This is a genomic window from Serratia sp. CY47444, assembly GCF_052168635.1.
GTDB classification, from domain to species: domain Bacteria; phylum Pseudomonadota; class Gammaproteobacteria; order Enterobacterales; family Enterobacteriaceae; genus Serratia; species Serratia bockelmannii.
The window spans coordinates 17,730-42,303 of sequence record NZ_JBJNMH010000022.1; the positions used below are offsets into that span (position 1 = coordinate 17,730).

Sequence of the window (24,574 nt, forward strand, 5' to 3'; positions counted from 1 at the left end):
TACGCCCTCCTTCACACGATTGTCAAGCGGGCGACAGGAATAATTGCCAACCTACCTTCCTTCTGTTATTTATAGCGGCCTGTTTTTCCCCCGCATTGGGGATTCGATAGTGCGTGTGTATGTAGGAGAAGCAACATGCAAGAAGGGCAAAACCGTAAAACCTCGTCCTTGAGCATTCTCGCCATCGCTGGGGTGGAGCCGTACCAAGAGAAGCCGGGCGAAGAGTACATGAACGACGCCCAGTTGTCGCATTTCAAGCGCATTCTTGAAGCGTGGCGCAACCAGCTCAGGGACGAAGTGGACCGTACTGTATCGCATATGCAAGAAGAGGCAGCCAACTTCCCTGATCCGGCCGACCGCGCTACCCAGGAAGAAGAGTTCAGCCTTGAACTGCGTAACCGTGACCGTGAACGCAAACTGATCAAAAAGATCGAGAAAACGCTGAAGAAAGTGGAAGACGATGATTTCGGCTACTGCGAATCTTGTGGCGTGGAGATCGGCATTCGTCGCCTCGAAGCGCGTCCGACCGCCGATCTGTGCATCGACTGCAAGACACTGGCTGAGATCCGCGAAAAGCAGATGGCCGGCTAATACCGTTGTTACCGCTGCGGCGTGCGCACCTGCGTGCGCCGCACAGAGAAAAGGGAACCTCTCCCCTCTGATATGCAAGAAAGTCATTATGTGGGGCGCTTTGCCCCATCGCCTTCCGGGGATCTGCATTTCGGTTCGCTGATTGCCGCTCTGGGAAGCTACCTTCAGGCTCGCGCCCAACGCGGGCAGTGGCTGGTTCGCATCGAAGATATCGACCCGCCGCGCGAAGTCCCCGGCGCCGCCGCTCGCATCCTGTCCGCGCTGGAACATTATGGTCTCCATTGGGACGGCCAGGTTATCTATCAATCCCAACGTCACGACGCCTATCGCGCCGCGCTGGATCTGTTGCAGCGCCAGGGGCTCAGCTATTACTGCACCTGCACCCGCAGCCGCATCCAGCACATCGGCGGATTGTACGACGGCCACTGCCGCGATTTGCAGCTCGGCCCGCAGGGTGCCGCCATCCGCTTGTGTCAGACCGCCCCCGTTTACCGGTTCCACGATCGCCTGCAGGGAGAATTGCACGCCGATCCGGCGCTGGCGGGGGAAGACTTTATCATTCGCCGCCGCGATGGGCTGTTCGCTTACAATCTGGCGGTGGTGATCGACGACCATTTTCAGGGCGTGACCGAGATTGTCCGCGGCGCCGATCTGATCGAACCGACGGTGCGCCAAATTGCCCTTTACCGCCAGCTGCAGGCGCCGGTGCCCACTTATGTGCATCTGCCGCTGGCGCTGGGTGCCAACGGCATCAAGCTGTCGAAGCAAAACCATGCGCCGGCATTGCCCGCTGGCGATCCGCGGCCGGTGCTGATCGCCGCGCTGAAATTTCTGCGCCAACCGCTGCCGGAAAGCTGGCAAGATCTTGACCTGCCATTATTATTGAGCTGGGCGATCGAACACTGGCGGTTGGAAAACGTGCCGCGTCAGGAGGCTATCCCTCTGGATGAAAACACGCCGGCATTCTCAAAGGAGCCATGGTGAGCTATGATTAGCCGCTATTTTTTGTTAGCTCCATTTTTATCAGTCACTATCGAGGTGTACCATTTTTACCCGAGTAGCCAACTTCTGTCGTAAGGTACTGACCCGCGATGACAAGCTGCCCCGCGACGACGCGGCGGCCGGCGATAAAAACGTAGTCCGCGAAGAGCGTGCCGCGGCGCCAAGCCGCCCTGCGCCGCAGCCGCGCGCCGCCGATAACGGCAGCAACGCCCCTGCCCGCCGCTCAACGCCGCGCAAGCGTCCGCCTTTTCCTATCGCCGAGAGCAACGACTCGATGACCGTGATCCCGCGCGAACAGCACTCGATCTCCCGTAAAGACATCAGCGAAAATGCGCTGAAAGTGCTTTATCGCCTGAACAAGTCCGGCTACGAGGCCTATCTGGTCGGCGGCGGGGTGCGCGATCTGTTGCTCGGCAAAAAGCCGAAAGACTTCGACATCACCACCAACGCCACGCCGGAGCAAGTGCGCAAGCTGTTCCGCAACTGCCGCCTGGTCGGCCGCCGTTTCCGCTTGGCGCACGTGATGTTCGGGCCGGAGATCATCGAAGTGGCCACCTTCCGCGGTCACCACGAACAGAATCAGGAATCCGACAAGAACTCGTCTCAGCAGGCGCAAAACGGCATGCTGCTGCGCGACAACATCTTCGGTTCGATCGAGGAGGACGCCCAGCGCCGTGATTTCACCATCAACAGCCTGTACTACGGCGTGGCGGATTTCACCCTGCGCGATTACGTCGGCGGCCTGAACGATCTGAAGCAAGGCGTGATCCGCCTGATTGGCGATCCAGAAACCCGCTACCGCGAAGATCCGGTGCGCATGCTGCGCGCGGTGCGCTTCGCCGCCAAGCTGGATATGCGCATCAGCGAAGAGACCGCCGAGCCGATCCCGCGCCTGGCCTCGCTGCTGCACGAGATCCCGCCGGCGCGCCTGTTCGAAGAATCCCTCAAGCTGCTGCAGGCGGGTTACGGTTTCCAGACCTACCTGAAGCTGTGCGAATACCAGCTGTTCCAACCGCTGTTCCCGCTGATCGCCCGCAACTTCACGCCGAACCACGATACGCCGATGGAGCGCATTCTGGCGCAGGTGCTGAAGAACACCGATCACCGTCTGCAGAACGACATGCGCGTCAACCCAGCCTTCCTGTTTGCCGCCATGCTGTGGTACCCGCTGCTGGAGCACGCGCAGAAGCTGGCGCAGGAAAGCGGCCTGGCGTACTACGACGCCTTCGCGCTGGCGATGAACGACGTACTCGACGAGCAGTGCCGCTCGCTGGCGATCCCGAAACGCATCACCACGCTGGTGCGCGATATCTGGCAGCTGCAGCTGCGCCTGTCCCGCCGTCAGGGCAAACGCGCGCACAAACTGATGGAACATCCGAAATTCCGCGCCGCCTATGATTTGCTGGCGCTGCGTGCGGAAGTGGAAGACAATCAGGAGATGCTGCGTCTGGCCGAGTGGTGGGGTGAGTTCCAAGACGCCACGCCGGCGCGGCAGAAAGCCATGCTGAGCACCCTGGGTGACGATCCGGCGCCGCGCCGCGCGCGTCAACGCCGTCCTCGTCGCCGGGCACCGCGTAAAGAAGGGGCATAATGATCCGCGTTTATATCGCGCTGGGCAGCAACCTGGCGCAGCCGCTGCAACAGGTTAACGCCGCGCTGGAGGCGCTGGAGCATCTCCCGCGCACCCGGCTGGTCACCTGTTCTTCGTTTTACCGCACCAAGCCGCTGGGGCCGCAAAACCAGCCGGACTTCCTCAACGCGGTGGTGGCGCTGGATACCCTGTTGCCGCCCGAACAGCTGCTCGACCATACCCAGGCGATAGAACGCAATCAGGGGCGCGTGCGCAAGGATGAACGCTGGGGGCCGCGCACGCTCGATTTAGACATCATGCTGTACGGCGACAAGGTGATCCATACCGAGCGCCTGACGGTACCGCATTACGGCCTGAAAGAGCGCGAATTCATGCTCTACCCGCTGGCGGAAATCGCCCCCGATCTGATTTTCCCCGATGGCGAACCGCTCGCCAGCTGCCTCAAGCGCGTGCCGGAAAACGGCATGGCGCTATGGCATCAGCCAAAACCGAAATCCTGACTCACCTACAGTGCCAACCGCGCAACGAATCCCCCCGCCGAGCGATTGGCGAAACTGATCTGTAAACCATGCAAGCCGGCAATACGCTGCACGATCGATAACCCCAGCCCGCTGCCGGTTTGTTCCTGTCCCGGCGGGCGATAGAAACGTTCTCCCAGCCGCGCCAGATGCTCCGCGGTCACCCCCGGGCCGTCATCCTCTACCGTCAGCGAACGTTCGCTCAGCGTCACGGTGACGACGCCGCCCTGCGGGGTATAGCGCACCGCGTTGTCCAGCAAGTTGCGCAATAGCAGCGACAACAGCAAGGTTTCCCCCTGACGCGGCGGTGGCGTTCCCCGATGTTCATAGCGCAGCGTCACACCCGCCGCATGGGCTTGCCGATCCTGTTCCGCCAGGGTCATCGTCACCAGATCGTTCCAGTCGATAGGCGCCAGCTCGGCCAGATCCGACAGCGAATCCAGCCGCGACAGCGTCAGCAGTTGATCCACCAGCCGGGTCGCGCGATCGATGCCGACCGTCAGATTGTCCAGCGCGTGCTCGCGCATCGGCGCATCATCCCCCGCCAACTGCACCACTTCGGTCTGCACCCGCAATGCCGCCAATGGGCTGCGCAATTCGTGCGCGGCATCGGAGGTGAAGCGTCGCTCTCGCACCAGCAAAGCGTTGATGCGAGAGAACAGCGCATTGAGCGCATCCACCAGCGGGCGCACCTCGGTCGGCACCTGGCGCGCATCCAGCGGCGTGGCGTCATCGGGTGCACGCCGACGCAAACCGGCGGCCACCGCACGCAGCGGCCGCAGCTCGCGCCCAACCATCAGCGCGATCAGCAGCATCAGCACTGGCAGCGTCGCCAGCCAGGGCACCAATTGGCCTGTCACCATGCCCAGCGCCATATCGCGCCGGTAATCCCACTCCTGCCCCACGACAATGCGATAGCGCCCGTCGGGGCTGGTCAACCATACCAGGCGCCAGCTGTCATCATCGCCTTTGCGCTCACCGTCGGTAAAACCTTCACGCTCCCCGTCAAACAGGAAATCAGCGCCGTTCTCACCGTCGTTGAGCAGCATCTTGCCGTCGCGATCGAAGATGGCGAACGCCAGCGCGTCGTCGTCCTGCTCGCCGCGCTTGCCATGATGCACCAGCTTCTTGGTTTTCGGCAGGCTGCGCGCACTTTCATCGGCCAGCAGATCGCCGAGGTTGGCGGTCGCCAGCCGTTTGGCGAACAGCATCTGTTGGGTATCGAACACTTCGTTGATGGTGTTGCGCGACATCACCCAGGCCACCACGCTGGCGGTGCTCCAGGTCAGCAGCGCCAGCAGGCTGAAGATCAGGATCAGGCGCAGCCGCAGGCTGAGACGCTTCACGGCGCATCCCCCAGCGTGTAACCCACGCCGTGGATGGTACGGATGAAGCCGTTGCCCAGCTTGCGCCGCAGGTGGTGAATATGTACCTCCACCGCGTTGCTGCTCACCTCGTCATCCCAGTTGTACAGCTTCTCCTGGATCAACGGCCGCGCCAGCACCCGCCCCTTGTTGTGCAGAAACAGCTCCAGTACCGCCAATTCGCGCGGCGTCAGCGTCACCGGCTCGCCGTTGCAGCTCACGCTGCGGGTGGCGCTGTCGAACACCACGTTGCCGTGCGTCAGCTGTGGCATCAGTTGGCCGTGGCGACGGCGGATCAGCGCCTGCAGGCGCGCCGCCACTTCGGCCAGCGCGAACGGCTTGCACAGGTAATCGTCGGCACCGCTTTGCAGCCCGCTAACCCGCTGCTCCAGCGCATCGCGGGCGGTGAGGATCAGGACCGGCACGTCCTGCCCCGCCTGGCGCCACTGGCGCAGCAGATCCAGGCCGTCGAGGCCCGGCAGGCTGAGATCGAGGATCACCGCGTCGTACGGCGCACTGTCCAGCGCATTTTTGCCGACGGCGCCGTCGGTGAACCAGTCCAGATTGAAGCCGAGTTTGGTCAGCCCGGCCTTGATGCCGTCACCGATCAGTTTGTCATCTTCGATCAACAGAATTCGCATGAGTATCCCTTTTGAGTCTTGGCGCCATTGCACCACAAGGTTCTTAAGAACCGCTTAAGCATGGCGATCCGCGCTACCCACCCCGATCGGGTTACAGTAGAATGGCTGCACTTTTTTGCAGCCTGGGCCTGCGTAAGCCGCACGGCCCGTTTCAGGAGACGTTGTGATGAAACCCACCACCGTGACCCATTTGCGCCAGTGGAAACAGGAGCAGCGCAAGTTTGCTACCCTTACCGCCTACGATGCCAGCTTTGCCAAACTGTTTGAAGAGCAAGGCATCAAAGTCCTGTTGGTGGGCGATTCGCTGGGCATGACGCTGCAGGGCCACGACTCCACGCTGCCGGTCACCGTCGCCGACGTGGCCTACCACACGCGCGCCGTGCGCCGCGGCGCGCCGGCCTGCCTGCTGCTGGCCGATCTGCCGTTCATGAGTTACGCCACCCCGGAACAGACCTTCGCCAACGCCGCCGAGCTGATGCGCGCCGGCGCCAACATGGTGAAACTGGAAGGTGGCAGCTGGCTGTGCGACACGGTGAAAATGCTCGCCGAGCGCGCCGTGCCGGTGTGCGGCCACCTGGGCCTGACGCCGCAGTCGGTCAACGTGTTCGGTGGCTATAAGGTGCAAGGGCGCGACGAACTGGCCGCCAAACAGCTGCTGCAGGACGCGCAGAATCTGGAACTGGCCGGCATTCAGCTGCTGGTGCTGGAATGCGTGCCGACCGAGCTGGCGCGCCAGATCACCGAAGCGTTGTCCATTCCGGTCATCGGCATCGGTGCCGGCAACGGCACCGACGGCCAGATCTTGGTGATGCACGACGCCTTCGGCATCACCGGCGGCCACACGCCGAAGTTCGCCAAGAACTTCCTGGCGCAGAGCGGCGATATCCGCACGGCGGTGCAGCACTACATTCAGGAAGTGGAGCAAGGCCTCTACCCGGCGGCTGAACACTCTTTTAACTAAGCGATGGTTCCAGGAGTCACCCAATGATTATTATCGAAACCCTGCCGATGCTGCGTCAGCAGATCCGCCGCTGGCGCCAGGAAGGCAAACGCATCGCGCTGGTGCCGACCATGGGCAACCTGCACGACGGCCACATGACGCTGGTCGATGAAGCGCGCGCCCGCGCCGACGTGGTGGTGGTGAGCATCTTCGTCAACCCGATGCAGTTCGATCGGCCGGACGATCTGGCGCGCTACCCGCGCACGCTCCAGGAAGACAGCGAGAAGCTGACCCGCCGCGGCGTCGATCTGGTGTTTGCCCCGGCCCCGGCCGCGGTCTATCCGCAGGGGCTGGAGCAGCAGACCTACGTCGACGTGCCCGGCATCTCCAGCATCCTGGAAGGCGCAAGCCGGCCGGGCCACTTCCGTGGCGTTTCCACCATCGTCAGCAAGCTGTTCAACCTGGTACAGCCTGATTTGGCCTGCTTCGGCGAGAAGGATTACCAACAGCTGGCGCTGATCCGCAAAATGGTGGCGGACATGGGTTACGACATCGATATCGTCGGCGTGCCGACCGTGCGCGCCAAAGACGGCCTGGCCCTCAGTTCGCGCAATGGCTACCTGACCGCCGAAGAGCGCAAGATAGCGCCGCAACTGAGCAAGATCATGAACGCGCTGGCGCAGCAGTTGGCCAATGGCGAACGCCATGTTGAAACGCTGCTGGAGCAGACCGCCGAGCAACTGCGCGCCGCCGGCTTTACGCCGGATGAGCTGTTTATTCGCGACGCCGACAGCCTGCAGCCGCTGACGGTAGATAGCCAGCGGGCGGTGGTGCTGATGGCCGCCTGGCTGGGCAAGGCGCGTCTTATCGACAACCAGCAGGTCGACCTGACGCTGTAAGCCGTTTTTTATACTATCGTCACCCTGAAACCCAGGCCATTGGTAGACAATGGCGGGGCAATCGGTGACGATAGAGATTGCAGGGATGCAGGAGAGATGTTCAACCCCAGCGCCTGTGAAGGCCGATATTCAGTTAGGTAAAGCTATGATACGTACTATGCTGCAAGGCAAGCTGCATCGCGTCAAAGTCACTCAGGCTGACTTGCACTATGAAGGGTCCTGCGCCATCGACCAGGATTTCCTGGAGGCCGCCGGCATTCTGGAATATGAAGCGATCGATATTTACAACGTGGATAACGGCCAGCGCTTCTCCACCTACGCCATCGCCGCCGAGCGCGGTTCGCGCATCATTTCGGTCAACGGCGCCGCCGCGCGCTGCGCCTGCGTGGGCGACAAACTGATCATCTGCTCCTATGTGCAAATGACCGACGCCGACGCCCGCCAGCACCACCCGAAAGTCGCCTATTTCGAAGGTGACAACAACCTGCAGCGCAAGGCGAAAGCCGTGCCGGTTCAGGTCGCCTGACAATAAAACGGGCGCCTTACGCGCCCGTTCTTCCCTACTGCACCACCACCGTACCCGGCTTGTTGGCTATCCGATCCGCCATGGTCTGGATCGAGTCGGTGCGCAGAATATACAGCCGCTTCAGCGTATAGGGGTTATCCCCCGGCTTCACCTTGCCCTGCACCGTGGTCACCGCCAGATGGAACCCGGCGTCCTGCGCCGCCTGAATCGCCCGTTGGTTATAGCCGCCGAACGGATAAGACAGATACAGCACGTGCGGATTGAACTGCGACAGCGCGCGGCGCGAGCGCTCAAAATCGAACTCGATATTGTGCAACGAACGGCTCAGCAAAATCGGCTGGCGGTTGCCGTCGGTGCGGTGCAGAAAATGGGTATGCGACTGCACGTCGAACACGTCCTGAATCTGCTTGAGCTCCGAAACGCTCATAAACTGCAGCGAGTCCGGGTTCCATTTCTGCGGGTGGCGTTTGATGCGCGAAGAGATGATGAACGCCGTGGCGCGGAAACCGTAATCCTTCAGCACCGGGTAAGCGTAGCGATAAACCGACTTCAGCCCGTCGTCGAAGGTCAGCACGATCGCCTTGCCAGGCAGGTTGATCTGATTTTTCAGGTAGGCTTCCAGCTGATACAGCGAAATGGTGTCGTAGCCCGCCTGCTTCAGATAGGTCATTTGGTTGCTGAACGCCACGTCTGAGGTGGTGGTCGAGGTGTGGCGGAAGCGTTTGTTCTCTTCGTTTTTCAGCAGGTGGTGGTAAGTCAGCACCGGTATGCCGTTATCGATCTCGCAGTCCAACTCATTAATGAACCCCAGCCGCTCGCCGATGTTGACCTCGTACCAGGTGTTGTTCAGGCGATCTTTCAGCTTGCCGATGATGGGATAGCGCAGGTTGCCTTCCAGCGTGCCCAAGACCTCGCTGTCCTTGTCCGCTGCGGTGTATACGTCTATCGTTTTTTGCGTGATCAGATTCTGGTTGGTCAGCGGTTTGTTCAGCTCGCCCAAATCGTCTTGCACCTTGCGCGACTTCTTCAATTCACGCACGTCGTCTTTATCGATAAAGCCGGTACCGTGCCCGAATTTGAATTCGTAGTATTCCGCATCCGCCGGGAAGACTTGGATCAGCTGCCCGCGCTTCACTTCCCCTACCGGGATCACATGCTCGCCCACCAACGCATAGACTTCGCTATCGCGCTGCGCTTCCATGTATTCAGATTTAACCGCGCCGTCTTCCGACAGCAGATTAGCCAGGCTCACAGGGGAAACCAACGACATCAGAATGCCGAGTAACCCAGCCGTTAACGTGTATTGAGACCGCATGATGATGTTCTGCTTACGAGTGCGTAATGACAAAAGTGAAGGAAATGTGGAGCGCCAGCATAGCACGATTTGAACAGCGGGGAACTAGCGGTTATTTGAGCAATTCTATTGATTTACGCGCCGCCTGCGCCAAATCAAGAAAGGCGCTCCCGCCGGGAAAGCGGGAGCGTGATATGATCAGCTGCGCAGGCCGCGGCCGCGCTCGATCAGATACCAGGACAGCAGATAGAACACCGCGATAAATGCCACCAGCACCGCCATGGTGAACGCCAGCGGCACATCGTTGATGCCGAGGAAGCCGTAGCGGAAGCCGCTGATCATATAGACGATCGGATTCAGCTTGGACACCGCCTGCCAGAATGGCGGCAGCAGCGACAGCGAGTAGAACACCCCGCCCAAGTAAGTCAGCGGCGTCAGCACGAAGGTCGGGATCAGGCTGATATCATCGAAAGTGGTGGCAAACACCGCGTTGATCAGCCCCGCCAGCGAGAACAGGATCGCCGTCAGCAACAGCGTCAGCGCAATCACCCACCAGGCGTGTACCTGCAGCGGCACGAAGAACAGCGAGATGATGGTCACCAGCACGCCGACGCAGATACCGCGGGCCACGCCGCCGCCGACATAGCCGGCGATCACCACGTGGGTCGGCACCGGCGCCACCAGCAGTTCCTCAATGTTGCGCTGAAACTTGGCGCTGAAGAACGACGAGGCGACGTTGGCATAGGAGTTGGTAATGACCGCCATCATGATAAGGCCGGGCACGATGAACTGCATGTAGCTGAAGCCGTGCATATCACCGATACGCGAACCGATCAGGTTACCGAAGATGATGAAGTACAGCGTCATGGTGATCACCGGCGGCACCAGGGTCTGGATCCAGATGCGCGCGAAGCGGTTTACCTCTTTGGCCCAGATGCTTTGTAAGGCCACCCAATACAAACGCGTCATGCTTTTTCTCCATTGCCGTTAACCAGGGTGACAAACAGCTCTTCCAGGCGGTTCGCCTTGTTGCGCATGCTCAGTACCTGCACGCCCTGCGCGCTCAACTGGGCGAACAGGCCGTTCAGCCCCTGCTCGCGCATCACCTCCACTTCCAGCGTCGAGGTATCCGTCAGGCGGCTGTGGTAACCGTCCAGCTTAGGCAGCGGGCTCTTCGCCGCCAGATCGAGGATGAAAGTTTCCGACTTCAGCTTGGCCAGCAGCCCTTTCATCGAGGTGTTTTCCACCAGTTCCCCGTTCTGGATGATGCCGATGTTGCGGCACAGCATTTCCGCCTCTTCCAGATAGTGGGTGGTGAGGATGATGGTGGTGCCTTGGGCGTTCAGCTCTTTCAGGAAGCCCCACATAGAGCGACGCAGTTCGATATCCACCCCGGCGGTCGGCTCATCGAGGATCAGCAGCTTCGGTTGGTGCATCAACGCGCGGGCGATCATCAGACGGCGCTTCATGCCGCCGGACAGCATACGGGCGCGCTCGTTGCGCTTGCCCCACAGATCCAGCTGATTGAGGTATTTCTCGGCGCGTGCCATCGCTTCACGCCGCGTGACGCCGTAGTAACCCGCCTGGTTCACCACGATCTGCAACACGGTCTCGAACGGGTTGAAGTTGAACTCCTGCGGCACCAGGCCGAGCTGGCGCTTGGCGTTGACGATGTCTTTATCGATGTCATAACCGAACACCCGCACGCTGCCGGCGGTTTTGTTCACCAGCGAGCTGATGATGCCGATGGTGGTGGACTTTCCGGCGCCGTTTGGCCCCAGCAGAGCATAAAAATCCCCCGCCTCGACGCTCAGGTCGATGCCGCGCAGCGCCTTGACGCCACCGGCGTAAGTCTTGGTCAGCTGCGCTAATTCCAGTGCATAATTCATATGTAAAATAGTACCTTATGACGATGAGTATGCCGCCGCGCCCCTGTTTGCGAGGCTTGAAACACTAACAATAATCCTAGCATCGACGGCGTTTTCACTGCGTCGAATCCGTGCGGTAAATGAGGTTGCACCACTGTTCCGATTTCCAAATTGTGACGCTTACCCTATATTACTCCAACGCAATCTGTTCGTTACGGGTCAATCACCTTCATGAAAGAAATCGAAGAGCTTATCGCCAACAACCAGGCCTGGTCGGCCAATATCAGTCAGGAAGACCCGGAATTTTTTGAACGTTTAGCCCAGGCGCAAAAGCCCCGCTTCTTATGGATTGGTTGCTCTGACAGCCGCGTTCCCGCAGAACGCCTGACCGGCCTCGAGCCGGGTGAACTATTCGTCCATCGCAACGTGGCGAACCTCGTTATCCACACCGATCTTAACTGCCTGTCGGTGGTGCAGTATGCGGTAGATGTGCTGGAAGTCGAACACATCATCATCTGCGGCCACCTGGGCTGCGGCGGCGTGCAGGCGGCGGTGGAAAACCCGGAACTGGGGTTGATCGACAACTGGCTGCTGCACATTCGCGATCTGTGGTACAAGCACAGCTCGCTGCTGGGCGAGCTGCCGCCGGAACAGCGTTTCGACATGCTGTGCGAGATCAACGTCATTGAACAAGTGTACAACCTGGGCCACTCCACCATCATGCAGTCCGCCTGGAAGCGCGGCCAGAAGGTGATGATCCACGGTTGGGTGTACGGCATTCAGGACGGCCGTCTGCGCGATATGGAAGTGCTGGCGACCAGCCGCGAGAGCCTGGAGATGGGCTACCGCAAAGCGATAGCCAAACTGAAGCAGGATAAAGGCGTATAACCCCGCCGCGGGCGCGGCTTGCCGCGCCCCACATCCAATTACTCGTCCAGCAGCACCACTTTGCCGACGTACGGCAGGTGACGGTAGCGCTGAGCGTAGTCGATGCCATACCCCACCACGAACTCATCCGGGATCGAGAAGCCGACATATTCGACCGGCACCTGCACTTCACGGCGCTCAGGTTTGTCCAGCAAGGTGCAAATCGCCAGCGATTTCGGCCCGCGCAGCGCCAAAATCTCGCGCACTTTGTTCAGCGTGTTGCCGGAATCGATGATGTCTTCCACGATCAGCACGTCTTTGCCGCGAATGTCTTCGTCTAGATCCTTGAGGATCTTCACGTCGCGGGTGGTGGACATACCGCTGCCGTAGCTGGAGGCGGTCATAAAGTCGACTTCGTGCGGCACGTCGATCGCGCGGCAGAGATCGGCCATGAACATGAAGGAGCCGCGCAGCAGCCCGACCAGTACCATGTCGCTGCCGCTGTCGCGGTAATGTTCGGTGATCTGGTGGCCAAGTTCGGCGATACGGGTCTTAACTTCCTGCTCGGAAATCATTACGTCTACAGTGTGTTTCATAGTATTCAGGTCAGTTGCCGGAAGAAAGGCGCAGAGTTTAGCATAGGCCGTTACGACTTGCCTCTCTCCCGGACAGGGGAGTTTTCTTTATTAAGGGTATTCCTGACGAGCGTGCAGGACACTCACTATTTCAATATGTGCAGCCAGCACGCGGTAAACCACAATGTAATTAGGATGAACAACCATTTCACGAGTCCCGTTCACCCTGCCAGGCCGGAATAGATAAGGATGCTCCGCTAACGGGATAACCGACTCTTCGATACGTTGCAACAAAGCCTCAGCGGCAAGTGGATTTCGCTCAGCGATAAAAGCCAGCAGCGTATATAAACCCGTTTTTGCTTCGTCAGTCCATTTAACGGTTAACATAAGGGTCAGGCCGATTTTCTTTTGGCTTTCGCCTGCTCGATAATGTGACGAGCACCAGCCATGACTTCATCATGGGGGATACGGGGGGTGTCGCTATTGACAGAAGATTCCACGGTGCTTCTGAACCAACGATCGTAGCTATCAGCCTGTTCTTGAGTCTCAAACTCAGAGACGATGGGATCCAATTTTGTCGGCATGACGCGCTCCTCAACAGCTGATATTTTAATCAGTATAACGGCTTCCTTTCATTGAACCAAGCGGTGGCGACGCGAGCGCACCGCCACCTGAGCGATGAACCGCGATCAGTCGTCGACGGTAAAGCCCATCATCATGCCGGTATCTTCATGCTCCAACAGGTGGCAGTGGGCCATATACGCATGTTCGCTGCTTGCCGGATGATCGAAACGCACCAGCACTTCGCTGCGCCAACCTTCGACGCGCACCGTGTCCTTCCAGCCGCTGCGATGCGCCGCCGGCGGTTTGCCGTTTTCCGAAAGGATACGGAACTGGGTGCCGTGAATGTGGAATGGGTGCAGCATCATGTCGCCCTCACCGGAAATGGTCCATTTTTCATACTGGCCCCGTTTGGCGGCAAACATCGGTTTGTTCATGTCGAAGGCCTTGCCGTTGATCATGTTGCCGTGGCTGAAATCGAACGGTTTGGCTTTGCTCTGCGCGCCGCCGTGATCCATCCCGGCCATCTTGCCATGATCCATGCCCTTCATGTTGCCGTGGTCCATGCCCTGCATGCCGCCCTTCTCCATGCCTTTCATGTCTCCAGCACCCGTCGCGCCATGATTCATGCTCATGCCAGCCATCGCCTGGTGACCATAACGATCCATCAGCGCCTGCATGCCGAGCATATCCAGCTGCGGATCCATCATCAGCTGCAGCCAACGCTCCTGGATACCAGTGGTGGCAGGCAATGTCGGCAGCTTCACCAGGCTGTCCGGCATGGTTTTGATACCCTGTGCCAACGACGGCTGAATGCGCAACACCGGCAGCGGCTGATCGAACGGAGCCAGCGTCATGCCCATCTGTTTCACCGGCAGCGTCACGATATCGAACGCTTTCCCGTCGGAGGCATCCACCAGAACTTCAAAGCGTTCGCCCATCAGCATCGGCAGCTCGGTCAGCTTCACAGGCTCAGCCAGGAAACCGCCGTCGCTGGCGATAACATACAGCGGACGGTTGTCACTGGCCGCCAGATTCAACGAGCGGGCGTTGCAACCGTTGAGAAAACGCAGACGCAGCCAGCCGCGCGGCGCCAGATGTTGCGGATACTGCGCGCCGTTGGTGAACATGCGATCGCCAAACCAGCCCACCGCCGCGCTCATCACGTCCAGGCGGTATTCGATCTGCGCGTCTTTGCCCAGCCGCTTATCCTGCAGGATCACCGGAATATCATCCTGCCCCCAGGTTTTCGGCAGCGGCAGTTTGGCGCTTTCATCGTCTTCCAGCAGCACCAACCCCGCCAGCCCCATCATCACCTGGCTGCCGGTTTTACCGTGCGTGTGCGGGTGGAACCAGCAGGTAGCGGCCGGTTGTTCGACGGTGAAATTCACCGTGCGCGTCGCGCCGGGGTGGATCAGCGCCTGCGGGCCGCCATCGACGTCGCCGGGAATTTCCAGCCCGTGCCAGTGGACGGTACTGGCCTCCGCCAGGCTGTTTTTGATATCGACCGTCACCGGCTGGCCACGCTGCAGCTTCACCGCCGGCCCGAGCAGCGCGCCGTTGAATCCCCAGGTTTTGGTGGCGGCACCGGGCAACCAGCGGGTTTCACCCGCCTGCAGCGCCAGCGCAATCTTTCCCTGCGCGTCCGGCATCAACAGCGGCGGTACCGGCAAGGCCGGCCGATCGGCCGCCCAAGCGGCCCGGCTCCATAACGGCAATGCGCTCGCCGCGCCCAGCGCAGCGGTTAATTTAATAAAATCACGGCGTAACATCGCTGACTCCCTTTTCTCAGTGACATAACTCAATGCCGTCAGCCTAAACCTTCCCCCAGGCGGAAGGTCAAGCCTTTCCTGGCGGTATTTTAAGCTATGCCTCACAATCAAGAGAGTATGACCGGCACGCGCGACGCCGGCCCGGCAGCAATAAAATTTGGTGCCTTTACAGGCAAGTGTGGTAACGTCAGCAGACGACAAACAGGCCTATTTCATGATGAAAAAAACAACGTTATCGATGCTGTTGCTGGCGATGCTGGGCTTCTCCAACGCCAGTCTGGCGCTGAATGAATCCGAGGCGGAAGATCTGGCCGATCTGACGGCGGTATTTATTTATTTGAAAAATGATTGCGGCTACAACGATTTGCCAAATGCGCAAATCAAACGCGCCATTGTCTATTTCGCGCAACAAAACCGCTGGGATTTGAGCAACTACAACAGCTTTAACATGAAGGCGCTGGGCGAAGACAGCTATCGCGATCTCAGCGGCATCGCCATTCCAACGCCTAAGAAGTGCAAATCGCTGGCGCGCGACTCTTTGAGCCTGCTGGCCTACGCCAACTAATTCCGCCCTTCTCCCCCACCCGCCTTTCGCTCTCTCTGTCTGAAATTCAACCGTGCATCGCCAGACAGAGTTAGCTATGATGTTGCGCCGATTTTTCATGGCTGTTATTACGGAGTTTCCCGCACATGACCCAGAAAGAAATTTGGTACGAAACGCTGCATACGGGCTTCGGCCAGTATTTCTCGGTAGAGAAGGTGCTGTACCGCGAGAAGACCGATCATCAGGATCTGGTGATCTTCGAGAACCCGGTCCTGGGGCGCGTGATGGCGCTCGACGGCGTGGTGCAAACCACCGAGCGTGACGAGTTCATCTATCACGAAATGCTGACCCACGTGCCGCTGCTAGCGCATGGCCAGGCGAAGAAAGTGCTGATCATCGGCGGCGGCGACGGCGGCATGCTGCGCGAAGTCAGCCGGCATCCTGGCGTGGAGCAGATCACCATGGTCGAGATCGACGCCGGTGTCGTCGAGTTCTGCCGCCAATACCTGCCCAACCACAGCGCCGGCGCCTATGACGATCCGCGCTTCAAGTTGGTGATCGACGACGGCGTCAACTTCGTGAATCAAACCGACGAAACGTTCGATGTGATCATCTCCGACTGCACCGATCCGATCGGCCCCGGCGAAAGCCTGTTCACCTCAGCGTTTTATGAAGGCTGCGCCCGCTGCCTGAATGAGGGCGGCATTTTCGTTGCGCAGAACGGCGTCTGCTTCCTGCAACAGGACGAGGCAATCAACAGCCACGCCAAACTGAGCCGCTACTTTAGCGACGTCAGCTTCTATCAGGCGGCGATCCCGACCTATTACGGCGGCATCATGACCTTTGCCTGGGCGAGCCAGAACCCGGCACTGCGCCAGCGCGATCTGCCTACCCTGCAACAGCGCTTTAACCAAAGCGGCCTACACTGCCGTTATTACAACCCGGCAATTCACGTCGGCAGCTTTGCCCTGCCGCAATATTTGCTCAATGCCCTGAACGTAACACGTTAAGCGAGAAGATAAAGGAGGTGGCCTAAATTGCATAAGCTAAAACTGCACGGCTTCAACAACCTGACCAAGAGCCTGAGTTTTTGTATTTACGATATTTGTTATGCCAAAACCGCGGACGATCGCGACGGCTATATCGCCTACATAGACGAACAATATAACGCCAACCGGCTGACCGAGATCCTGAGCGAGACCTGCTCGATCATCGGCGCCAATATTCTGAACATCGCGCGTCAGGACTACGAGCCGCAGGGCGCCAGCGTCACCATCCTGGTCAGCGAAGAGCCCATCGATCCGAAAGACGTCGATACGTCGGAACACCCAGGCCCGTTGCCGAATACGGTCGTCGCGCATCTGGACAAAAGCCATATCTGCGTACATACCTACCCGGAAAGCCATCCGGAAGGCGGGCTATGCACCTTTCGCGCCGATATCGAGGTCTCGACCTGCGGCGTCATTTCGCCCCTCAAGGCGCTGAACTACTTAATTCACCAGCTGGAATCCGACATCGTCACCATGGACTATCGCGTGCGCGGTTTTACCCGCGACGTGAACGGCGTGAAACATTACATCGATCATGAGATTAATTCGATCCAGAACTTTATGTCGGAAGACATCAAGGCGCTGTACCACATGATGGACGTGAACGTTTACCAGGAAAATATCTTCCATACCAAGATGTTGCTGAAAGATTTCGATCTGAAGCACTACCTGTTTAACGCGGAGCCGGAGGCGTTGAGCGCAGCCGAACGCAAGCAGATCACCGATCTGTTATGGAAAGAGATGCAGGAAATCTATTACGGCCGCAATATTCCGCATCTGTGATGGAAAGGGCGCGGCACGCCGCGCCCTGATGCTTAGTACTTCAGCATGAAAGAACGATAGGCCTTCAACACCAGCAGAAAGTCCTCAACGCCGCAGAATGAGAGGCTTTCTTCGTCGTAGTAGTTCATCCCCTCTTCCATTTCATCGCCCTCAAACTCCAGCTGATTGGCGCGGATCATCACTTCTTCACCATCCATCAGCAGCGTATATTCATGGCCTTCCAGCTGCCATTGACGCTCGCTGCCTTTGACCTCGGCCGCACCGGCTTCAATCCGGTCCAGCAGGTTGAAATCGCCTTTAACTTCTTCGTTGATCCAGTGGCCAATCGCTTCATGCCCCATCGAAAATCTGACGATCACCTGACCGGTGACGTCACGCAGAAATTCGTAATCCATAGCATGCCCTCCTGAGCCCTTTTTCTTAGTGTAAACATAAATGGCGGACTAACTCAGTGAGCGCTCGCAAAGTTGGCAACTGAGCAAAATAAAACGGGAGGCCAAGGCCTCCCGTTAAACAGTTGCGCAATATAGCGGCTTACACGGCGGTTTGGAAGATCACACCGTCGGCTTTTTCGGTGTACTGCCCCAACTGGTCAAAGTTCAGGTAACGGTAGGTATCCGCCGCCGTCTTGTCGACCTGCGCCATGTAGGTCTGGTATTCGTCCGGCGTCGGCAGGCGGCCCAGCAGGGACGCAACCGCTGCCAGTTCGGCAGACGCCAGATAGACGTTGGCACCGGTGCCCAGACGGTTCGGGAAGTTACGGGTCGAGGTGGAGACCACCGTCGCGCCGTCCGCCACGCGCGCCTGGTTGCCCATGCACAGCGAGCAGCCCGGGATCTCGATACGCGCACCGCTCTTGCCGAAGACGCTGTAGTAGCCTTCTTCGGTCAGCTGAGCCGCATCCATCTTGGTTGGCGGCGCCACCCACAGACGGGTCGGCAGCTGGCCCTTGTGCTGATCCAGCAGTTTGCCGGCCGCACGGAAGTGGCCGATGTTGGTCATGCAAGAACCGATGAACACTTCATCGATTTTGCTGTTGGCCACGTCGGACAGCAGGCGTGCATCATCAGGATCGTTCGGCGCACACAGGATCGGCTCTTTGATCTCGTTCAGATCGATGTCGATCACCGCTGCGTATTCCGCATCCGCATCGCCTTCCAGCAGCTGCGGATCCGCCAGCCATTTTTCCATGCCCTGAATACGGCGCTCCAGCGTACGGCGATCGCCGTAGCCTTCGGAGATCATCCACTTCAGCAGCACGATGTTGGAGTTCAGGTACTCTTCGATCGGCGCCTTGTCCAATTTGATGGTACAACCGGCGGCGGAACGTTCGGCGGACGCATCGGTCAGCTCAAACGCCTGCTCGACCTTCAGGTCCGGCAGGCCTTCGATCTCCAGAATGCGGCCGGAGAAGATGTTTTTCTTGCCCTTCTTCTCGACGGTCAGCAGCCCTTGCTGGATCGCATAGTAAGGGATGGCGTGCACCAGATCGCGCAGGGTGATGCCCGGCTGCATTTTGCCTTTGAAGCGCACCAGCACCGACTCAGGCATATCCAGCGGCATCACGCCCGTCGCGGCGGCAAATGCCACCAGGCCGGAACCGGCCGGGAAGGAGATACCGATCGGGAAGCGGGTGTGGGAATCGCCGCCGGTGCCGACGGTGTCAGGCAGCAGCATGCGGTTCAGCCAGGAGTGGATCACGCCGTCGCCCGGACGCAGCGAGACGCCGCCGCGGTTCATGATGAAGTCAGGCAGCGTATGGTGCGTGGTCACGTCGACCGGTTTCGGATACGCGGCGGTGTGGCAGAACGACTGCATGACCAGATCGGCAGAGAAGCCCAGGCAGGCCAGGTCTTTCAACTCATCGCGGGTCATCGGGCCGGTGGTGTCCTGAGAACCGACGGAGGTCATCTTCGGTTCGCAGTATTCGCCAGGGCGAATACCGGCGACGCCGCAGGCGCGGCCGACCATTTTCTGCGCCAGCGAGAAGCCTTTGCTGCTCGCGGCAACCGGTTTGGCGATACGGAACACCTCGCTGTGCGGCAGACCCAGCGCTTCGCGCGCCTTGGTGGTCAGACCGCGGCCGATGATCAGCGGGATACGGCCGCCGGCGCGCACTTCATCCAGCAGCACGTCGGTTTTCAGCTCGAAGTTGGCGATCAGCGCACCGGTCTCGTGGTTGCGCACTTCACCTTTGTACGGGTAAACGTCGATCACGTCACCCATGTTCAGCTCGGACACGTCCACTTCGATCGGCAAGGCGCCGGCATCTTCCATGGTGTTGAAGAAGATAGGCGCAATCTTGCCGCCCAGCACCACGCCACCGCCGCGCTTGTTCGGCACATGCGGGATGTCATCGCCCATAAACCACAGCACGGAGTTGGTGGCGGATTTACGGGAAGAACCGGTGCCGACCACGTCGCCGACGTAGGCCAGCGGGAAGCCTTTCTTGTTCAGCAGCTCGATCTGTTTGATCGGGCCGACGCTGCCCGGCTGATCCGGCACGATGCCTTCACGTTCGTTTTTCAGCATCGCCAGCGCGTGCAGCGGGATGTCCGGGCGCGACCAGGCGTCCGGCGCCGGAGAAAGGTCATCGGTGTTGGTTTCACCGGTGACTTTGAACACGGTGACGGTGATCTTTTCCGCCAGCTCAGGGCGCGACAGATACCATTCGGCGTCGGCCCAGGACTGCATGATCTGTTTGGCGTGCGGGTTACCGGCCTTGGCCTTATCTTCCACGTCGTAGAAGTTGTCGAACATCAGCAGCGTGTGGGACAGCGCTTTAGCGGCGATAGGCGCCAGCGTTTCGTTGTCCAGGGCATCGATCAGCGGATGAATGTTATAACCGCCCTGCATGGTGCCTAACAGTTCAATGGCTTTCTCGGGGGTAACCAGGGGGGATGTCGCTTCGCCTTTGGCGATGGCCGCCAGGAAACCTGCTTTGACGTAGGCGGCTTCGTCGACGCCCGGTGGAACACGGTTAATCAGCAGGTCTAACAGGAATTCTTCTTCGCCTTTTGGCGGATTCTTCAGTAGTTCGACCAGCGCGGCCATTTGGGTGGCGTCTAGCGGCTTAGGGGCGATGCCCTCAGCAGCACGCTCGGCTACGTGCTTACGGTATTCTTCTAGCACGACGTTCTCCTCGCTCTCATTGTCATTTATTGTGCCTGGCGTATATGCAAACCGGGTTTATACCCTTGGGGTTTCACTCTGTGGCTAGGCGATCGGCCCGTAAAGGCCCCGAAACGGTGATTGGGGCAAACAAGCACGGTCAAACAGCGTTACAGCATGAAAGACTGATGGGTAGAGCGCACGGCGATATTGATGCCATCTATCCTGACGGGGCACTGCTGTCGATGTCCTGGACTGTAAGGTACAGTGCCCGGTTCCGCTCAGCCAGCATATCAGGATTTGAAACGGTTGTTAATTCGTTCACATAAAAGCAACATTAAATCTTTGCTGAATCGTTGAGCGCAGCGTAATCGGCTGCCGGACTAGCAGGGCATTATATCCATATAGTTAGAGTGGATATAAGCAGGAGGATCGGAATTTGGCGCAGCGGCCACAAAAATACCGCTTGGTGCATCTGAGCAAAAAAAAAACGGCCCCTTCTCAGGAGCCGCTTGTTAACCGGTCAAGCCAGCAGAATTACTTCTTCTTGGCTTTCGGGTTAGGCAGGTCGGTGATGCTGCCTTCGTAGATTTCCGCCGCCAGGCCCACGGATTCGTGCAGGGTCGGGTGAGCGTGGATGGTCAGCGCGATGTCTTCCGCGTCGCAGCCCATCTCGATAGCCAGACCGATTTCACCCAGCAGCTCGCCGCCGTTGGTGCCGACAATCGCGCCACCGATGATGCGGTGAGTTTCTTTGTCGAAGATCAGTTTGGTCATGCCGTCTGCACAGTCGGAAGCGATCGCACGGCCGGAAGCCGCCCACGGGAAGGTGGAGGTTTCGTAGCTGATGCCTTTCTCTTTCGCTTCTTTCTCGGTCAGACCCACCCATGCCACTTCCGGCTCGGTGTAAGCGATGGATGGGATCACTTTCGGATCGAAGTAGTGCTTCATGCCGGCGATAACTTCTGCGGCAACGTGGCCTTCGTGCACGCCTTTGTGCGCCAGCATCGGCTGACCGACGATGTCGCCGATAGCGAAGATGTGCGGCACGTTGGTGCGCAGCTGTTTGTCGACGTTGATGAAGCCACGCTCGTCAACTTCAACACCGGCTTTACCGGCATCCAGCAGTTTGCCGTTCGGCACGCGGCCGATCGCCACCAGCACCGCGTCGTAACGCTGTGGTTCTGCCGGCGCTTTTTTACCTTCCATCGTGACGTAGATGCCGTCTTCTTTGGCTTCTACTGCGGTCACTTTGGTTTCCAGCATCAGGTTGAACTGCTTGCTGATACGTTTGGTGAAGACTTTCACCACGTCTTTATCTGCCGCCGGGATAACCTGATCGAACATTTCAACGACGTCGATCTGTGAACCCAGCGCATGGTATACGGTGCCCATTTCCAGGCCGATGATGCCGCCGCCCATAACCAGCAGACGCTCTGGGACGGTTTTCAGCTCCAGCGCATCGGTGGAATCCCACACGCGTGGATCTTCATGAGGAATGAATGGCAGTTGGATCGGACGAGAACCTGCAGCGATGATGGCGTTGTCGAAGTTGATGGTGGTTGGGCCGTTTTCGCCTTCCACAACCAGGGTGTTAGCGCCGGTGAACTTGCCCAAGCCGTTGACCACTTTCACTTTACGGCCTTTCGCCATGCCAGCCAGACCGCCGGTCAGCTGAGTGATGACTTTTTCTTTCCAGACGCGCACTTTGTCGATGTCGGTTTTCGGCTCGCCGAAAACGATGCCGTGTTCGGCCAGCGCTTTGGCTTCTTCGATCACTTTGGCAACGTGCAGCAGTGCTTTGGAAGGGATACATCCCACGTTCAGGCAAACCCCGCCCAGAGTGGAATAACGTTCAACCAGAACGGTTTCAAGACCTAAGTCAGCGCAACGAAAGGCTGCAGAGTAACCTGCCGGGCCCGCCCCAAGTACCACGACCTGAGTTTTAATTTCAGTACTCATCATGACCTCTTAATTGATTGTCCGGCGGGTCAGACGTCATTTTTATTGCTAATCGATCTCATAACGCCCTTCATCCACCGGGACGCTTACACCGCGAGCAGTTTACAGAATTGTTAATAATCTGCAAAGCGTGTTCGAGTGACCCGTGTCTCAACAATTTTGTCGAGTTGTGCAAAATCCGACAAAACTGCTACAGAATCATCAGGGGCGCAGCATGCTGCGCCCCTTTTGCATTACATCACCAGACGGCGAATGTCGGACAACATGTTGTTGATGATGGTGATGAAGCGCGCACCATCGGCACCGTCGATAACGCGGTGGTCGAAGGACAGCGACATCGGCATCATCAGGCGCGGCATGAACTCTTTACCGTTCCAGACCGGCTCCATCGCAGACTTGGAGACGCCCAGGATAGCCACTTCCGGCGCGTTGACGATCGGCGCGAAGTGGGTCGTCCCGATGCCACCCAGGCTGGAGATGGTGAAGCAGCCGCCCTGCATCTCGCCCGCGGTCAGCTTGCCGTCGCGCGCTTTCTTAGAGATGGCCATCAGTTCGCGAGACAGCTCGGTGATGCTCTTCTTGTTCACGTCCTTGAACACTGGAACCACCAGGCCGTTCGGGGTATCTACCGCCACGCCGATGTTGATGTATTTCTTCAGCGTCAGCTTCTGGCCATCTTCGGACAGCGAGCTGTTGAAGCGCGGCATCTGCTCCAGAGCGGCAGCAACGGCTTTCATGATGAACACGACAGGCGTGAACTTCACGTCCAGCTTGCGCTTGGCCGCTTCTTCGTTCTGTTGCTTGCGGAACGCTTCCAGATCGGTGATGTCGGTTTTGTCGAAGTGAGTCACGTGCGGGATCATCACCCAGTTGCGGCTCAGGTTCGCGCCAGAGATCTTCTGGATGCGGCCCATTTCGACTTCTTCGATCTCGCCGAACTTGCTGAAGTCCACTTTCGGCCATGGCAACATGCCTGGCAGACCGCCGCCGGCAGCAGCCGGAGCTGCTTCAGCGCGTTTCACCGCGTCTTTCACGTAAGTCTGAACGTCTTCGCGCAGGATGCGGCCTTTACGACCGGTGCCTTTCACTTTCGCCAGGTTAACGCCGAATTCACGCGCCAGACGACGAATGACCGGGGTCGCGTGCACGTATGCCGCGTTCTCGGCGAACTCGCCTTTGTCGTCAGCTTTCGCAGCCGGAGCGGCGGCTTTAGCGGCGGCCGGCGCCGGCGCAGCGTCCGCTTTAGCGGCTGGAGCGGCGGCAGCGGCAGGCGCAGCGCCTTCCACTTCGAACACCATGATCAGGGAGCCGGTTTTCACTTTGTCGCCGGTCGCGATCTTGATCTCTTTCACGGTACCGGCGAACGGCGCAGGCACTTCCATGGAGGCCTTGTCGCCTTCCACGGTGATCAGAGACTGCTCGGCGGCAACCTTGTCGCCCACCTTAACCATCACTTCGGTCACTTCGACTTCGTCACCGCCGATATCCGGCACGGCGACGTCTTTGGCCGCAGAGGCCGCAGGTGCTGCAGCGGCAGCAGGGGCTTGCGCCGCAGCCGGGGCCGCAGCGGAAGCGGCGCCGGCCACTTCGAACACCATGATCAGGGAACCGGTTTTCACTTTGTCGCCGGTCGCGATCTTGATCTCTTTCACGGTGCCCGCGAACGGCGCAGGCACTTCCATGGAAGCCTTGTCGCCTTCTACGGTGATCAGGGACTGCTCGGCTTCCACCTTGTCGCCCACTTTCACCAGGATCTCGGTCACTTCGACTTCGTCGGCGCCGATGTCCGGCACGGCAACGTCTTTGGCCGCAGCGGCGGCCGGGGCAGCTGCTGCCGCCGGTTTTTCTTCCGCTTTCGCCGCCGGTGCAGCTTCCGCTGCGCCTGCCGCTTCGAAGATCATGATCAGTTTGCCGGTTTCGGTTTTATCGCCGACCGCCACTTTAATCTCTTTCACCACGCCCGCCTGAGGGGATGGCACTTCCATGGAAGCCTTGTCGCCTTCCACGGTGATCAGCGATTGTTCCGCTTCAACTTTATCGCCGACCTTCACCAGAATCTCGGTGATTTCGACTTCATCTGCACCGATGTCCGGTACGTTGATTTCGATAGACATTA

The 24,574-nt window shown here is 59.0% G+C and carries 24 protein-coding genes; 11 read left to right on the forward strand and 13 right to left on the reverse strand.

Annotated features, from left to right (window positions below):
* Positions 1–135 precede the first annotated feature (135 nt).
* From dksA to folK, 4 genes are all read left to right on the forward strand, one after another.
* Positions 136–591 carry an RNA polymerase-binding protein DksA gene (gene dksA / locus ACJ8IL_RS21890; RefSeq protein ID WP_004937569.1) on the forward strand — a complete coding sequence of 152 codons (456 nt, stop codon included), beginning with the start codon at positions 136–138 and terminating at the stop codon, positions 589–591.
* Positions 592–663: 72 nt separating this feature from the next.
* Positions 664–1,575 carry a tRNA glutamyl-Q(34) synthetase GluQRS gene (gene gluQRS, locus ACJ8IL_RS21895; RefSeq protein ID WP_147823236.1) on the forward strand — a complete coding sequence of 304 codons (912 nt, stop codon included), beginning with the start codon at positions 664–666 and terminating at the stop codon, positions 1,573–1,575.
* A 61-nt stretch (positions 1,576–1,636) separates the two neighbouring features.
* Entirely contained in the window at positions 1,637–3,184 is a 1,548-nt protein-coding gene (pcnB, locus tag ACJ8IL_RS21900; protein WP_071826146.1) for a polynucleotide adenylyltransferase PcnB, read from the forward strand.
* The gene (folK, locus tag ACJ8IL_RS21905; protein WP_442516829.1) at positions 3,184–3,684 is read left to right on the forward strand and encodes a 2-amino-4-hydroxy-6-hydroxymethyldihydropteridine diphosphokinase; all 501 of its coding nucleotides are present in this window, start codon (positions 3,184–3,186) and stop codon (positions 3,682–3,684) included. Before pcnB ends, folK begins: the two co-directional genes overlap by 1 nt.
* A 5-nt stretch (positions 3,685–3,689) precedes the next feature.
* Here the strand turns inward: folK and qseC are convergent, their stop codons facing one another.
* On the reverse strand, positions 3,690–5,048 hold the full coding sequence (gene qseC, locus ACJ8IL_RS21910) for a quorum sensing histidine kinase QseC (RefSeq protein ID WP_261127565.1): 1,359 nt from the start codon (positions 5,046–5,048) through the stop codon (positions 3,690–3,692).
* On the reverse strand, positions 5,045–5,707 hold the full coding sequence (qseB, locus tag ACJ8IL_RS21915; RefSeq protein ID WP_004937550.1) for a quorum sensing response regulator transcription factor QseB: 663 nt from the start codon (positions 5,705–5,707) through the stop codon (positions 5,045–5,047). Before qseB ends, qseC begins: the two co-directional genes overlap by 4 nt.
* Before the next feature lie 166 nt (positions 5,708–5,873).
* On the opposite strand from qseB, the gene panB reads away from it, so the two are divergent.
* From panB to panD, 3 genes are all read left to right on the forward strand, one after another.
* Positions 5,874–6,668: a 3-methyl-2-oxobutanoate hydroxymethyltransferase gene (gene panB / locus ACJ8IL_RS21920; RefSeq protein WP_004937548.1), complete on the forward strand. Its 795-nt coding sequence runs from the start codon at positions 5,874–5,876 to the stop codon at positions 6,666–6,668.
* Between the two features lie 23 nt (positions 6,669–6,691).
* On the forward strand, positions 6,692–7,546 hold the full coding sequence (gene panC, locus ACJ8IL_RS21925) for a pantoate--beta-alanine ligase (protein ID WP_049296228.1): 855 nt from the start codon (positions 6,692–6,694) through the stop codon (positions 7,544–7,546).
* A 145-nt stretch (positions 7,547–7,691) separates the two neighbouring features.
* Entirely contained in the window at positions 7,692–8,072 is a 381-nt protein-coding gene (gene panD / locus ACJ8IL_RS21930; protein ID WP_004937544.1) for an aspartate 1-decarboxylase, read from the forward strand.
* A gap of 34 nt (positions 8,073–8,106) precedes the next feature.
* Here panD and ACJ8IL_RS21935 read toward each other — a convergent pair whose 3' ends face one another.
* From ACJ8IL_RS21935 to ACJ8IL_RS21945, 3 genes are all read right to left on the reverse strand, one after another.
* Positions 8,107–9,387 carry a polysaccharide deacetylase family protein gene (locus ACJ8IL_RS21935; RefSeq protein WP_049208402.1) on the reverse strand — a complete coding sequence of 427 codons (1,281 nt, stop codon included), beginning with the start codon at positions 9,385–9,387 and terminating at the stop codon, positions 8,107–8,109.
* 177 nt (positions 9,388–9,564) lie between these two features.
* A complete protein-coding gene (locus ACJ8IL_RS21940) occupies positions 9,565–10,335 on the reverse strand; it encodes an ABC transporter permease (protein ID WP_004937535.1) in 771 nt (256 codons plus the stop codon).
* Positions 10,332–11,255 carry an ABC transporter ATP-binding protein gene (locus ACJ8IL_RS21945; protein ID WP_015379030.1) on the reverse strand — a complete coding sequence of 308 codons (924 nt, stop codon included), beginning with the start codon at positions 11,253–11,255 and terminating at the stop codon, positions 10,332–10,334. The genes ACJ8IL_RS21940 and ACJ8IL_RS21945 overlap by 4 nt, the downstream gene beginning before the upstream one ends.
* A 210-nt stretch (positions 11,256–11,465) precedes the next feature.
* On the opposite strand from ACJ8IL_RS21945, the gene can reads away from it, so the two are divergent.
* Complete coding sequence (gene can / locus ACJ8IL_RS21950) at positions 11,466–12,122, forward strand: carbonate dehydratase (protein WP_016930066.1); 657 nt, start codon at positions 11,466–11,468, stop codon at positions 12,120–12,122.
* A 38-nt stretch (positions 12,123–12,160) separates the two neighbouring features.
* Here the strand turns inward: can and hpt are convergent, their stop codons facing one another.
* The 4 genes from hpt to cueO form a co-directional block, all read right to left on the reverse strand.
* Positions 12,161–12,697: a hypoxanthine phosphoribosyltransferase gene (gene hpt / locus ACJ8IL_RS21955; protein WP_072269872.1), complete on the reverse strand. Its 537-nt coding sequence runs from the start codon at positions 12,695–12,697 to the stop codon at positions 12,161–12,163.
* 90 nt (positions 12,698–12,787) lie between these two features.
* Entirely contained in the window at positions 12,788–13,063 is a 276-nt protein-coding gene (locus tag ACJ8IL_RS21960) for a type II toxin-antitoxin system RelE/ParE family toxin (RefSeq protein WP_049208401.1), read from the reverse strand.
* Positions 13,064–13,068: 5 nt separating this feature from the next.
* Entirely contained in the window at positions 13,069–13,260 is a 192-nt protein-coding gene (gene relB, locus ACJ8IL_RS21965) for a type II toxin-antitoxin system RelB family antitoxin (RefSeq protein ID WP_049208400.1), read from the reverse strand.
* Positions 13,261–13,365: 105 nt separating this feature from the next.
* Positions 13,366–15,009: a multicopper oxidase CueO gene (gene cueO, locus ACJ8IL_RS21970; RefSeq protein WP_025304229.1), complete on the reverse strand. Its 1,644-nt coding sequence runs from the start codon at positions 15,007–15,009 to the stop codon at positions 13,366–13,368.
* Positions 15,010–15,226: 217 nt separating this feature from the next.
* Between cueO and ACJ8IL_RS21975 the strand changes: the two genes are divergently transcribed.
* The 3 genes from ACJ8IL_RS21975 to speD all read left to right on the forward strand — a co-directional run bounded on the left by ACJ8IL_RS21975 (position 15,227) and on the right by speD (position 17,385).
* Positions 15,227–15,574: a YacC family pilotin-like protein gene (locus tag ACJ8IL_RS21975; RefSeq protein ID WP_004937515.1), complete on the forward strand. Its 348-nt coding sequence runs from the start codon at positions 15,227–15,229 to the stop codon at positions 15,572–15,574.
* 125 nt (positions 15,575–15,699) lie between these two features.
* Positions 15,700–16,563 (forward strand): polyamine aminopropyltransferase, encoded by an 864-nt coding sequence (gene speE, locus ACJ8IL_RS21980; protein ID WP_261425159.1) that lies wholly within the window; start codon positions 15,700–15,702, stop codon positions 16,561–16,563.
* A gap of 27 nt (positions 16,564–16,590) precedes the next feature.
* Positions 16,591–17,385, forward strand: a complete 795-nt coding sequence (gene speD, locus ACJ8IL_RS21985; RefSeq protein WP_004937510.1) for an adenosylmethionine decarboxylase — start codon at positions 16,591–16,593, stop codon at positions 17,383–17,385.
* A 32-nt stretch (positions 17,386–17,417) separates the two neighbouring features.
* Here speD and yacL read toward each other — a convergent pair whose 3' ends face one another.
* The 4 genes from yacL to aceF form a co-directional block, all read right to left on the reverse strand.
* Positions 17,418–17,780, reverse strand: a complete 363-nt coding sequence (yacL, locus tag ACJ8IL_RS21990) for a protein YacL (protein ID WP_004937507.1) — start codon at positions 17,778–17,780, stop codon at positions 17,418–17,420.
* A gap of 139 nt (positions 17,781–17,919) precedes the next feature.
* Positions 17,920–20,517: a bifunctional aconitate hydratase 2/2-methylisocitrate dehydratase gene (gene acnB / locus ACJ8IL_RS21995; protein WP_442516830.1), complete on the reverse strand. Its 2,598-nt coding sequence runs from the start codon at positions 20,515–20,517 to the stop codon at positions 17,920–17,922.
* A 516-nt stretch (positions 20,518–21,033) separates the two neighbouring features.
* Positions 21,034–22,458: a dihydrolipoyl dehydrogenase gene (gene lpdA / locus ACJ8IL_RS22000; protein ID WP_004937500.1), complete on the reverse strand. Its 1,425-nt coding sequence runs from the start codon at positions 22,456–22,458 to the stop codon at positions 21,034–21,036.
* A gap of 233 nt (positions 22,459–22,691) precedes the next feature.
* Complete coding sequence (gene aceF / locus ACJ8IL_RS22005; protein ID WP_173889750.1) at positions 22,692–24,572, reverse strand: pyruvate dehydrogenase complex dihydrolipoyllysine-residue acetyltransferase; 1,881 nt, start codon at positions 24,570–24,572, stop codon at positions 22,692–22,694.
* Positions 24,573–24,574 lie beyond the last annotated feature (2 nt).